This is a genomic window from Microbacterium longlingense (assembly GCF_058349825.2).
In genome coordinates this window covers 200,455-213,006 of record NZ_JBYRJA020000006.1, presented here as the reverse complement: position 1 = coordinate 213,006, position 12,552 = coordinate 200,455, and the positions used below count along the sequence as shown (strand labels likewise).

The window sequence follows — 12,552 nt, the reverse complement described above, 5'->3', positions numbered from 1 at the left end:
CTCGCTAAGAGGATGTAGACCAAGCACGGTCGCCACCTACGTTAAGTTGCATCCAAACCTCCCACGACGCGACGGGAGAGCTTACCGTGGACCCCCAACGAGAGAATGCCGCGCTCGAGCCTTCCTGATAGCTCGACTCAATCTCGCTGGGACGGTCGCAGGTAGTCGGAAATACGCACTGCTGCCAGCCGCCGTAAGTCCTGCGGATCGCATCCTTGGTGCTACCAGAGTTGAGTGTGTAGTCGGCCAGGAAGGCGATTTGCACGGTTCCCCACCACCCGGAGATGGTGCATCCGTTTGCGTAGCTAGTGTTGGGGTTGCCATCGTAGGTGCATCCCTGGATGGAGCGCAATCCGATGCCGTCAGCCTGCTCAACAGGCGTCTCCACAGCAGTGACCGCAGGCGAACCATCCGCGTACCACTTGACGGTTACGCTGTCGCCGTCGTTGGCGTAAGCGGTGTCTCCGACCTGAAGGAAGGACTCAGTAGAAACTGGTGTGGAGCCCGGCTTCATCGAGTCAAGGGGCACACCACTTTCCAAGGTGTCAACGAGTTGCTGCGCGACACTTGGCGCGACGCCCAACGACTCGAAGCTGGCTCGCACTTCCTGCAAGCTATCCTCTTGTTCTGAGGCCATGGCCGGTGCTGAGTGTACAACCGAAAGCACGGCGATACCCGCAGCCAGCGCCAGCATTCGCGATGACTTCTTCATCTTGGTAGTCCCTAGTCGATCTCGCAAGATTCGCATTGTCGCTCCTGTCGATTCCAAAGAATGGATGTGAGAGTCCTTGTGGCCCTCATGGTTATCCGGACATCTGTTTCAGTCTAGACGAGGCATTTCTTGCCGTCTGTAGGGTCTTTGGGGGACAGACTTTGGCACCCGTCGTGGCTGGACGTTCGTCTGTCCACCATGTGGAGGACGGATTCTTTGGACGTCTCCAGGCCAAGGTCCCTCAAAAGGTGTTAATCCATACTTGTGCGGCAGGAGCATCGCGATCTCTTTGCGGCCGGCGCTCTCGATGAGGTTGCGTTTGGCGTCGTCCCGGGCGTCGGCGGCCTGCGCGTGCAGCACCCCCGCGAGGGGAGCCCCGCGTTCCAGCGCCGCGACGAGCTGGTCGACCGTCCGCGTGAGCGGAGGGATCGCGAGCCGGTTCGACATCTCGGCGAGGGCGTCGGCGAGCGGCAGCCCTGTTCCGGCCGCGAGAACCACCGCACGCAACTCCGCGGTGAGCTCGCCCGACCCCACGGCGGCCACCCGGCGCAGACTGTCCCGCAGCCCCTCGCCCGCAGACAGACACAGCGCGAGGAACTCCAGCACCGTCGGCAGCTCGTCGACGATGCGGGACACCCGAGCGCGCGCCCGAGCGGAGAGCACCATGTCTGCCCCGGCAGCTGCACCAACGCCCGCGAGAAGCGGCAGCAGCACGGCCGGCGCGGACAGGCGCCCGCCGAGCACCAGCGCGATCACCGCCAGCGCGCCGATGCCCACGCCGGCGATCCCCCACCCGAGTTGGCGACCGCGGTAGCTCACCGCGTCGTACCCGACTCCGGCCTGGGCCAGGCGGCGCTCGACACCGTCGACGCCACCCATCTGCTGCGCGAAACCGGCGCGCCAACGCAGCCACCGGGCGCGACCGCTGACCGCCAGCACGCCCACGCGAGGGGCCGTCCCTGCCGGAAGCGCTGCGTCGGCGATCACGTCCCGGAGGTAGGGGGCGATGCGCACGTGCAGCGCTGGGGCGCGGAGCCGCGGCGCGAGAGAGAGCAGCAGCAGGGCTCCAGCACCCCCGGCACCACCGAGGAGCACCGCCAGAGCGGCGACGGTCGGCGCGCTCATCCGAACCACCGCTGTGGCTCGGGAAGCCGACCGACCCGGATCATGAGTCGGAACGCGGTCACCGACACCACAGCACCCGCGAGGATCAGCAGGGTGCCCTCCCCCGTCGCATAGGCCTGGGCGCCCTCGGCACGCATCGCCAGCAGGCCGAGGATCGCCCACGGTGCGCACACTCCCAGCACCGCCGCCGAGCGCGTCCACGATTGTCGAGCCTCGACTTCTCCTCGGACCGCGGCTTCCGCGCGGACGGAGGCCGAGAGCGCCCGCAACACCGCGACGAGCTCGGTCCCACCGACCTCGCGCGCCATCCGCAGCGTCTCCGTGATGCGATCGGCGACGGGGTCTGCCAGGGCGTCTTTGAGCCGGGTCGCCGCCGCGTCGAACCGGCCGGTCGCGGTGAGGTCTCGAGCGAAGGCGGCGAACGCCGGGCGCAGCACCGGCGGCGCCGACGACGCGAGGCCCGCCACCGCATCGGGAAGGGACATCCCCACGCGGATGCCGGCCACGAGCAGATCGCACACATCGGGCCACATTGCGCGTCGGGCCCGCAGGAGTCGGCGTCGCCGCGAGCGCAGGGCCACGAACGGCGCCGCAGCACCGGCGACACCGGCGACGAGGACGAGAGGCGCGAGCCCCGTCAACAGCCACACGGCGGCCGCGATGACCGGGCCGCTTCCGATCATCAGCGCCAGGAGGATCCGCGGCGCCGCCCCGCCCAGGCCGGCCTCCTCGCCCAGACGTTGTACAGCGTTGCGGCGTGCGCCCTCCGCGACGGCGGCGCGCGGTGGCCACAACCACGGCGAGACGCACAGCAGGACTCCGGCGGCCAGGGCTGCTCCGAGCAGGATCGTCATATCGCGTCCCGCCGGACGTCGGCGCGGTCGTCGCTGTCCACGCCAGCGGCGCTGTGCCGCCCCGCGCGTCGGGACGCGACCGGCGCCGCCCGCGACGCACCACCGCCGATCGTGGTCAGAGCCACGGGCTCGCCGACCCGATACAGGGTGCGCGCTTCGATCACGCCCGAACGCACGATCCCGGTCGGCGCGATCACCTCAGAAACCCGGCGGCTGCCGTCCGGGCCGCGTTCGCAGTGCACCACCAGCCCCACCGACCGGGCGATCGCGGGCGCGATGAAGTCGCGGTCGATGTTGCGCCCGGCAAGAAGCGGCAGCAGGCACAGCTTCTCGAGGGCGTCGGCAGCGGAGTTGGCGTGGACCGTGCAGGCGCCGGGCACGCCGGTGTTCAGTGCCAGCACGAGATCGAGCGCCTCCGCATCGCGCACCTCGCCGACGACGATCCGATCAGGCCGCATGCGCAGCGCTTCGCGCACCAGGCGCCGGAGGGTGATCGCGCCGGTGCCCTCCAGGCTCGGCTGCCGGCACTGCAGTGCCACGAGATCGGGGGCATCGACCGCGAGCTCGAAGGTCTCCTCGACGGTGACGATGCGGTGCCCCTGCGCACACGCCGTCAGCAGCGCCCCGAGCAGCGTGGTTTTTCCGGCGTGGGTGGCCCCGGCGACGATGACGCTGCGCCCTGCCCGCATGGCGTCCGTGAGGATGCCGGCTGTTCCCGCCGGCATCGCACCGCCGGCGACAAGAGCGTCGAGGGTCCGGTAGTGCGCGAGGAACTTCCGGATGTTCACCGCCCACGACCCACGGACCACATCGGCGATCGCGACATGCAACCGGGAACCGTCTGGCAGCGCGGCATCGACGAAGGGCTCCGAGATGTCCACCCGACGCCCCGATGCGTGCAGCATCCGTTCGACGAGCTCACGCACATCTGCAGCGGTGAGCCCCACATCCACGCACTCCGTGACACCACCCCGAGAGAAGAAGACCCGTTCCGGCCGGTTCAGCCAGATCTCCTCGATGTCCGGATCATCGAGGAGAGGCTGCAGCGCACCGAAACCGTTGACAGACGCGAGCACCTCGCGGACGCACCGCGCCTCGTCGTCGATCGTGCTCTCGGCCCGCGCGAGCGCGAGATCGTTGTGGCGACGCACCTCGGCCACCGCGACCCGGTGCGCGTCCTCCGGGTCGAGCGACGGATCGATCCCCTCGGCGCGCAGACGGCGTCGCACACGGTCGACGACAAGAACAGATGGGTGGGTCACGCGAGGAATCCTCGCAATGTTCCCGCGACCGGGTCAGAAGTTATCCCCAGAAGTGTTCCGCCGCATGCAAACACGCACGCCGACCACCGCACTCGCGGTACTCAGCCCGACCGGCGCCCGCCGGGCACGGACCCCGGTGTGCACGGGGATCAGACCGGTGCAGACGCTCGACCGGAGTCGCGCAGCCCCGCGCGCAAAGCCAGAACATTGGACGCTCCGAACAGAACCCTGACGATGAGCAGGCAGAGCCAGATCCCAATGGCCGTCGGCACGGTGAACCTACCCACGATGAGCAAGAGCGGGGCCAGCACGAGGTAGGTCGCGATCAGGCCGGCGAGGCCGGAAAGCGCACCGAACGATACCTTGAGGAAGGCGAACAGAGATCCGGCAACCGGCTCGACGATCAGCTGGGCCGCAACGAGGAGAGTCAACAGCGCACCCGAAATCGGCCGAAAGCCGAGCAGCGACGCCAGCACGAGAATCAATGCCAACGGCACGGCCACGAGAGCGGTTGCGAGCATCGAGGCTCGTGCGAAATCGAGGGCCGCACTCCTCTCGCGAAGGCTCATCCTGCCTGCGGTTATCCCGATCATTTTGAGCGGGATGATCGCCGTGCGACAGAACGCGACCGCCGTCGCGATCTGCGCTCCCACATCGATGGAAATACTGGCTGCAACAAGCTGCGCCACGACGAACAGGATCATGAACACCGCACCATCCAGAGAGTTGAGCGCCCGGTCCCATATCTCCTTCCGAGAAAAGAGCGGCGCCTGGATGACGGCAACTTTCAGCTGCGATCTGACCAGGCGCCTCCTGCGCTCAGCGAGCATGGTCCAGGCCATCACTGCTCCCACGCCCGACTGAAGCGCGATCGCCAGAAGGTCGCTGTCGATCGTCAGCACCACCGCCAGGCCGACCAACAACGCGACGGCAGTCCTGCTCAGCGTGATCGTGAGATTGTCTTTCTCGCGGTCAAGATGTTGGAACGCTGCGGACAGGACGCTGGTGTGGGGCCCGATCAGGAGGCTCGGGATCAGCAGGAGGAACGCGATGATCACCCCGGTGCGCGCCCCTGATGCCGCGGGGAGCACGATCCACAGCACGACCGCCGTGATCAGGCTCAATGACAGCGAAACGAACGACACAGCGGATGCGATCCTGAGATTCCAGGAGAGCACAGAAATAATCTTCTGAGCATCATCCCGCGCGAAGGAAAGATCGCGGAGAGTGGCCACGCCGACGCCGACATTGATCAGCATGCCGAGGCCCGCGATCGTGGCAGACATCCCTATGACGACGACGAAATCGTCGCGGCCGAGGCTCAGGGCGACCGATACCACAACGAAGGAAGCGGCCAGCGGGATCAGCTGGACGAGCATCATGGGCATCGCGTGCCGGATGACGAACCAGGCCCGGTTCATGCTCCGCCTTTCGCGCTCAGCACCTCATGCACGATCCTGATGTTTCGCTCCGAGGCGTCGACGCGCACCCACGGACCGAAAGTCTTCTTTCCCTCCAGTTCGGACAGCAGGCGATCCGGGACAGCGTCAGAATTGACTATTGCAGAACAACCCTACATCGATCAGAAAAGCAATTCCGATGAACCGAACGGATTGTCACGTGACGTTCCCGCCTCTCACGTGCGTGACGCCGGACCACAGATGCTTCTCATGTCATCGGCGCACGAAGATTTCCGGCGGCGATGCCGACAATGTCGAGACACGGCCGGTATTCTCGCGATGTATCCCAGCGAGCAGCCAGCCAACGGCACGGCGGGTATTCCGGGCAGTCCGACCGACCGCGACGTTCCTAACTCAGGCAATCTTCGCCCAGAAGCCGGCAAACCGCCGGTTTCGGTCGGCTCGCGCCCCTCCTGCCTGAGTTCGGTGCCGGGCCCACCTCAGCCAGGGCGGGCCACCGTATCGGTCTCCGGTTCAGCGGTGCGGCGCTCTGACGACCTGGCCGCGCCCCGGAGTCGTTCCGAACTCGGCGGCGAACGCGGCGATGAACGCGCCAGGACTTGCGTAGCCGACGAGCCACGCGACGTCCTTGACGGGTCTCGCGGACTCGAGCAGCGGGAGCGCGAGCGAAAGCCGCGCGCGTGTCGTCCAGGCCCGGTACGTCAGCCCCGTCTCCGCGAGGAAACGGCGCCGGATCGTTCGCGCGCTGGTGCTCGAGGTCCGGGCGATCTCGTCGAGCAGGGGCGGCGAGGTCGGAGCATCGAGGAAGCGCTCGGCGACCGCGCGGGCGATCGGGTCGGTCGGCATCGGAAGTGACATCGGCAGGAGGGTGCGCGCGGGAACCGCGTCGAGGAGCACGGCGCGGGCACGCAGCCCGGCATCCTCCGGCAGGTTCGACGCCAGGTGGCGAATGAGACCGCGCAGCAGTTCGTCGACGGCGATCCGAACAGGGGCACCAGAAAGCTCGACGGGCCCTGCTTCCTCGCGCACGTAGACGCAGAAGAGCTCGCCCGGCGCCGTGCAGGCGATGTCGTGCGGGGTGTCCGAGGGAATCCAGATGCCCTGCGATGAGGGCAGCATGAAGAACGCGTCCGCGGCGAAGACGGCCATGTCGGCGCCGACGAACCAGGTGAGTTGGTGGAGCCCGCGCTCCACATGTACGCCGAAACTGCCGGCACGGTCGACCCGGTAGCGGACGACGCGAATGCCGTCGGGGCTGCCCACCGCGTACCGGTGCGACTCGTACACGAAATCGACGTGTTCGACGAGCGGGGGAAAGACCCACGTGGCGTCAGTGAGCATGAGTGTCCGTTCGAAGCTATTGCGGCCTCTCAACAGAATATCCGGTAGTTAGGCAAGGCTAATCTGGCTGAGTCTTGCCCCCCGGATGGAAGTAGTCCCCATGCAGCATGCAGCCCGCCCCGCATTCCCCGGCCGCCGCGGCCGTGCCGGCATCGCGGTCCTCGCCGTCGCCGCGGTCCTCCTCGTCGGATGCGCTGCGGGGGGCGGCGACTCCGAGGCGGAGGCGGGCGGGAACGAGCCGGCGGCGACGACCTATCCGCTCACGCTCGACACGGAGTTCGGCACGACCGTGCTCGATGCCGCCCCGGAGCGCGTGGTGGCTCTCGGCGACATCGACGACGCGCTCGCGCTCGGTGTCATCCCGGTCGGATCCTTCCGTCCGGCCGGCGACGCCACCGACCTCTACGCGTACGAGGAGACCGCGCTCGCGCAGGCCCAGCAGGCGGGTGCGACCACCGAGATCGAGCAGCTCTTCGACCCGTACGCCGAGCCCGACTACGAGGCGATCGCCAAGCTGGAGCCCGACGTCATCCTCGCAGCCGGCTACTGGGACCTCGCGAGCACGTACGACAAGCTTTCGGCCATCGCCCCGGTTGTCGCGCTGCCAGAAGACACCCCGTCGACGTGGGAGAGCCGCCACCGTCTCGTCGCGCAGGCCTTCGACCGCGCCGAGCAGGGTGAGGAGAACATCTCCGCCGTGCATGACGCCTTCGCGGCGGCCCGGGCGGCCAACCCGCAGTTCGCCGACCTCACCCTGAACTATGCGGTGGTCTACCCCACCCAGGTCACCTATATGTCGGTACCCGGCACCGAGGCGTCATGGTTCTTCACGCAGCTGGGCTTCCAGCCCGCGGCGTCCAGCTCGGCGTTCGGGGCCGAGTACCCGGCGGACGTCGTCAGCGAGGAGCAGACGCCGCTGCTCGACGCTGACGTGGTCGTCATCGGCTACCACTCGCTCCTCGAGAAGGGGCAGCGTGAGGCTTTCGAGAAGTCCGCGCTGTTCACCGCTCTTTCGGCCGTGCAGAACCAGATGTACATCGCGCTTCCGGATGGCCACGACTCGTCGATCCCTCAGCCAGGCATCCTCAGTTCGATCGACGACCTCGAGGCGGTGCTCCCGCTCCTCGAGTCGACCACGCGGTGATCTGAGTGCACCGCTTCGGCGCCCGGGGCGCAGACGGAACGATCGAGGTGACGTTCTCCGCCCGCGAGGAGGACCCATCGACGGACGTGCTCCTCGACATCGACTTCCTGCTGCACCCGGCGTGGCCCGACATCGATCACCTCGTGCTGAAGCCCCGTGCGAGCACAGGCGAACGCGAGGTGACGGTCCGGCTCCCCGCCGACGTCGAGCTCACCTACCGGTACCTCCGCCGTCGGCGGTCCGCTGGCGGCCCGCAGGACCTCGATGCCCTCAGGGCGCTCGTCGCATCGGGCGTCGCCGACCCTGATCATCCGGTGTTCCTCCATGACGCGTTCGGGTCTGGCACCACCGCGACCCTCCTGATCGGGCCGGACGCCGCACCGGGGCATGCCGCCTGGGCCCCGGACCGCCCGTCGCTCCTCGTCTCGCGCCGGGACCTCGTCCTCGACGACCGCACGGCAACGCTTCTCGCACCCGAGGCAGAGCCCACCCGTCTCGTACTGATGCTCGACGGCGATGTGTGGCTGAACAGCCTGGGGATCGCAGCCGCGGCGGGCCGTTGGAATCACGGCCGTCCGGCACCGGCCGCCTTCGTGATCATCCCGACACCCGAACGCGAGACGCTCGCCGACCGCGCTGCCATGACCGATCTCGTCGTCGGCCGGGTGCTGCCTGCGGCATCGGCAGCACTCGGCACACGGTTCCCCGCCGCCTCCGTCGCCGTGGCCGGTCAGAGTTACGGCGGCCTCGCCGCCGCCGGGCTGGTCACCGATCGCCCCGACGCCATCCGCACCGCCGTGATCAGCTCGGGTTCCTTCTGGTTCACGCCCGGCCACGATGCCCGTGACGACCCCGGCCCTGGCCTGCTGACCCGCGAGCTTGCGGGACGCTCCCTGCCAGACACCCGTTTCCTGTTGCATGTGGGCCGCGAGGAGGGCTCCATGATCCACCAGAGCCGCATGTTCGCCGACGCCGCGCTCACGGCGGGCGCAGACGCACGATGCGAGACGTGGCCCGGCGGCCACGACTACGCCTGGTATCGCCATGCTGTCCTCGATGCCCTGGACCGCTGGTGATATCGCCCGCACCTGCCGCGACCGGAGCACGCGCGCCGCTCGCTCTCGTCCTGATCGTCGGCGCCCTGGCCCTTGCTGCCACCGCCCTGCTGAGCCTGGCCGTCGGCGACGCATCCCTCACACCCGACGAGGTGTGGCGGGCGTTGGCCACCCCGGACGGCTCGGCGACAAGCATCGTCGTCAACGACATCCGCGTACCGCGGACACTGCTCGCCATCGCAGCGGGCTCCGCGCTCGGCGTCGCCGGAGCCCTCACCCAGTCGCTCACCCGCAATCCGATCGCCGATCCCGGCATCCTGGGCGTCACCGCCGGCGCTGGCCTGTGCGTCGTCCTCGCCGGGGTGGTCCTCGGACTCACCTCTCCGCTCACGACGATCTGGTTCGCGCTCGCCGGAGCACTCGTCGCGACGGCCTGCGTCTACCTGATCGCCTCTGGCCCATCCTCGGCCGCCGACCCCTCGCGGCTGCTGCTCGCAGGCGTGGCGTTGAGCGCCTTGTTCGGGGGGATCATGACGACCATGATGCAGCTGAGCCCCGACGTGTTCGCCCAGATGAGCGCGTGGGGCGCCGGCTCGCTGTCGCGCCGCGGGTGGGAGCCGCTGGTGGTCGCCGCGCCGTTCTGGGCCGTCGGGATGGTGCTCGCCCTGCTCATCACCCCGGCGCTCAACCAGCTGAGCCTGGGCGACCGGCTCTCGGAAGCCACCGGGGCACCCGTCGCGCGCACCCGCATGGTCACGATCCTGACGATCTCCCTGCTCGCGGGCGCAGCGACGGCAATGGTCGGTCCGCTCTCCTTCGTCGGGCTCATGGTGCCGCATGTCGCCCGGCGCTTCGCCGGCCCTGATCAGACCAGGCTCGTCGTGTTCTCCCTGCTCATCGGGCCCTCTCTCCTGCTCGTCGCAGACGTCGTCGGGCGTGTGGCGCTCCCGGCCGGCGAGCTCCCCGTCGGGATCGTGACGGGCATCATCGGCGCTCCCGTGCTCGTGGTGCTGCTCGGACGGATGCGCGGGCCGCGCTCATGACCCGATCACGCATCGCCGTGGCCCTGCTCCTCGTCGTCATCGCCGCCGTGTCCGTGCTCGCGCTGGGAACCGGCAGCGCCGGACTCGGACTCGCCGAGACCGTCGACGCACTGCTCGGCCGGGGAGCTCTCGTGGACGTGATGATCGTGCAGCAATGGCGGCTGCCTCGCGCGGCGGCCGCCATCGTCTTCGGTGCCGCCCTCGCGGTGGCCGGGTCGCTCATGCAGAACGCGACCCGCAACCCGCTCGGCAGCCCAGACGTCATCGGCTTCGACACCGGCGCGTTCACCGGCGTCCTCATCGCCAGCATCCTGCTCGGCCGTGGCTTCGCCGGGATGACCGCCGGCGCGCTCATCGGAGGCATCGCCGCGGCTGCGGTCGTCTTCACCGTCGCCCGGCTCGGCGGCTCCGGCGCTTTCCGCATCATCATCGTCGGCATCGCGATGAGCGCGTTCCTGACATCCCTGAACACCTGGATCATTCTGGCTGCCGATGTCAAGGTCGCCATGAGCGCGTCGAGCTGGGCTCTCGGCTCGCTCAACGACGTGAGCTGGGAGCGGTTCGCACCCGCCGCGATCGTGATCGCATGCTGCGCTCTGCCCGCCGGCCTGCTTGTCCGCCCGCTGCGCATGCTCGCGCTCGGCGACCCGCTCGCACGCGGCCTCGGCGTCGACCCGGGGCGCGTGCGGCTGTCGACGACGGTGCTGGCCGTGCTGCTGGCGGCGACCGTCGTCGCGGTCACCGGGCCGATCGCCTTCGTCGCCCTCGCAGCCCCCCATCTCGCGGCGTTCATGACGGGCCGGCGCGGCTACGCACCGCTCCCGACGGCGCTGACCGGCGCGGCGTTGCTGTCGCTGGCCGACCTCGTCGCGCTGCGGCTCATCCCGAAAACTCCCCTGCCGGTGGGCGCGATCACGGTGAGCGTCGGCGGCGCGTACCTCATCGGACTCATCGCGCTCAGCACACGACGACGGAAGGCGATCGCATGATCGAAGCCCGCGGCCTCAGCGTCTCCTACAGCGACAGCACCGTGTTGGACGGACTGGATCTCCGTCTTCAGCCCGGCGGCTTCACCGTCATCATCGGACCGAACGGGTGCGGCAAGTCGACGCTGCTCGGGGCGCTCTCCCGGGCGGTTCCTGCGTCGGCGGGGTCGGTCGTCCTCGACGGCAGAGAACTGGCGTCGTACCGCGCCAAGGAACTCGCGCGTCACCTGGGACTGCTGCCGCAGGCACCGACGACACCGGACGGCATCACCGTCGCGGAACTCGTGGCACGCGGGCGCTACCCGCACCGGACGCTCGTGAGCGGGTGGACGGAGCAGGACGCAGCAGCGGTGGCGGCGGCCATGAACCGCACCGGGATCACCGAGCTCGCGCACCGTTTCGTCGACGAGCTCTCCGGCGGCCAGCGCCAGCGCGTGTGGATCGCACTCGTTCTCGCACAGGAGACACCGCTCGTCCTCCTCGACGAACCAACGGCGGCACTCGACCTGGCGCATCAGATCGAGGTGCTCCGGCTGTGCCGACGCCTCAACGAGGAGGGCAGCACGATCGTCGCCGTGCTCCATGACCTGAACCAGGCGTTCCGCTACGCCAGCGACCTCGTCGTCATGAAGGACGGAGAGATCGTCGCGCGGGGTACGCCAGCGGACGTCGTCACATCCGAGCTCATCCGCGACGTCTTCGACGTCGATGCCGTCATCGAAACGGATTCGCAGGCAGGATCGCCCGTCGTGACACCACGATGGGCGTGATCGTCCCCGACCACCCGGCAACGGCCGCGACGACGTGCGGGCGGAAGGGGGAAGCGGTGCGGCCGTGCTGTTCGCCGGCGCCGTCGGAGGGGCCTCGGCGCGAGCCAGCCGCGCGCCCGGTGCCCCTCCGACGCCACCGGTTTCCCGAATCGTGGCCGGTTTCTTGACGCGTCCACGCCAGGCGCGTTACCTTGTTACTTCGCGTCACACACCCGGAGAGGAGGCCCCATGATGATGATGCTTGTGTACTCGACAGGAACGAACGTTCCGACGTATACGCGCGCTGCCGTCGGGGCCGTCTTCGGAGGCTGCGACGCCGGGCTGCACGCCTCCGCGTAGCACCACCGCTCTGTCACGAGCGGTCCGCCCCTCTCTGGGACCCCGCTGCGTTCCCCGGGCCACGCGCACGCTGCGCGTCACGCCGACCTGTCCGCCCACGGTGCTCTCACGCCGTCACGCGCACACCCCTCCCCGCCGCACATCGCGGCCTCCCGCACTCGGATCGAAAGCGATCTTCCATGCCCACGCCTGCCGTGCCTGTGCGCACGCCCGCTGTTCCCCCGTCCCTCCCCGACCCGACACTCGCTGATCTGCCGGACGCCGTCCGCGATCTCGCGGGCCGGGCACCGCGCACGACGCTGCCCGACCGCATCGCGCTCTGGGCCGCCGTGCGACTGCTGCGGTGGAGCACACGCCCCCGCCCGCAGCGCCCCGACCCGGCCGCCTGGCACGCCGCCCGCCTCGCACGCGAAGAGCGCGAGCGGCGCTGGTCGGCTCAGCGGGCCCAGATCCCGCGATTCTGAGAACCCCTCTGCCGCACACGACCCTCTGCCGCACAC

At 69.0% G+C, this 12,552-nt stretch carries 12 protein-coding genes; 6 read left to right on the top strand and 6 right to left on the bottom strand.

The annotated features are described in order from the left end of the window. Positions 1-4 precede the first annotated feature (4 nt). From AC3RXY_RS10720 to AC3RXY_RS10695, 6 genes are all read right to left on the bottom strand, one after another. Positions 5-712: a hypothetical protein gene (locus tag AC3RXY_RS10720; protein WP_491510905.1), complete on the bottom strand. Its 708-nt coding sequence runs from the start codon at positions 710-712 to the stop codon at positions 5-7. Positions 713-820: 108 nt separating this feature from the next. Continuing rightward, positions 821-1,837 (bottom strand): type II secretion system F family protein, encoded by a 1,017-nt coding sequence (locus AC3RXY_RS10715; RefSeq protein ID WP_491510904.1) that lies wholly within the window; start codon positions 1,835-1,837, stop codon positions 821-823. Next, on the bottom strand, positions 1,834-2,691 hold the full coding sequence (locus tag AC3RXY_RS10710; RefSeq protein WP_491510903.1) for a type II secretion system F family protein: 858 nt from the start codon (positions 2,689-2,691) through the stop codon (positions 1,834-1,836). Before AC3RXY_RS10710 ends, AC3RXY_RS10715 begins: the two co-directional genes overlap by 4 nt. Continuing rightward, positions 2,688-3,953 carry a TadA family conjugal transfer-associated ATPase gene (locus tag AC3RXY_RS10705; RefSeq protein WP_491510902.1) on the bottom strand — a complete coding sequence of 422 codons (1,266 nt, stop codon included), beginning with the start codon at positions 3,951-3,953 and terminating at the stop codon, positions 2,688-2,690. The genes AC3RXY_RS10710 and AC3RXY_RS10705 overlap by 4 nt, the downstream gene beginning before the upstream one ends. Positions 3,954-4,102: 149 nt before the next feature. Beyond that, a complete protein-coding gene (locus tag AC3RXY_RS10700) occupies positions 4,103-5,374 on the bottom strand; it encodes a hypothetical protein (protein WP_491510901.1) in 1,272 nt (423 codons plus the stop codon). Positions 5,375-5,887: 513 nt separating this feature from the next. Continuing rightward, positions 5,888-6,715, bottom strand: a complete 828-nt coding sequence (locus AC3RXY_RS10695) for a helix-turn-helix transcriptional regulator (protein WP_491510900.1) — start codon at positions 6,713-6,715, stop codon at positions 5,888-5,890. Positions 6,716-6,815: 100 nt separating this feature from the next. Between AC3RXY_RS10695 and AC3RXY_RS10690 the strand changes: the two genes are divergently transcribed. From AC3RXY_RS10690 to AC3RXY_RS10665, 6 genes are all read left to right on the top strand, one after another. After that, entirely contained in the window at positions 6,816-7,859 is a 1,044-nt protein-coding gene (locus AC3RXY_RS10690) for an ABC transporter substrate-binding protein (RefSeq protein WP_491510899.1), read from the top strand. Positions 7,860-7,864: 5 nt separating this feature from the next. Next, complete coding sequence (locus AC3RXY_RS10685; protein ID WP_491510898.1) at positions 7,865-8,935, top strand: alpha/beta hydrolase-fold protein; 1,071 nt, start codon at positions 7,865-7,867, stop codon at positions 8,933-8,935. Then, entirely contained in the window at positions 8,932-9,957 is a 1,026-nt protein-coding gene (locus tag AC3RXY_RS10680; RefSeq protein WP_491510897.1) for a FecCD family ABC transporter permease, read from the top strand. The genes AC3RXY_RS10685 and AC3RXY_RS10680 overlap by 4 nt, the downstream gene beginning before the upstream one ends. Then, entirely contained in the window at positions 9,954-10,946 is a 993-nt protein-coding gene (locus AC3RXY_RS10675) for a FecCD family ABC transporter permease (RefSeq protein ID WP_491510896.1), read from the top strand. The genes AC3RXY_RS10680 and AC3RXY_RS10675 overlap by 4 nt, the downstream gene beginning before the upstream one ends. Continuing rightward, positions 10,943-11,713 (top strand): ABC transporter ATP-binding protein, encoded by a 771-nt coding sequence (locus AC3RXY_RS10670; protein WP_491510895.1) that lies wholly within the window; start codon positions 10,943-10,945, stop codon positions 11,711-11,713. The genes AC3RXY_RS10675 and AC3RXY_RS10670 overlap by 4 nt, the downstream gene beginning before the upstream one ends. Positions 11,714-12,231: 518 nt before the next feature. Continuing rightward, positions 12,232-12,516, top strand: coding sequence for a hypothetical protein (locus AC3RXY_RS10665; protein ID WP_491510894.1), 285 nt, complete (start codon positions 12,232-12,234; stop codon positions 12,514-12,516). Positions 12,517-12,552 lie beyond the last annotated feature (36 nt).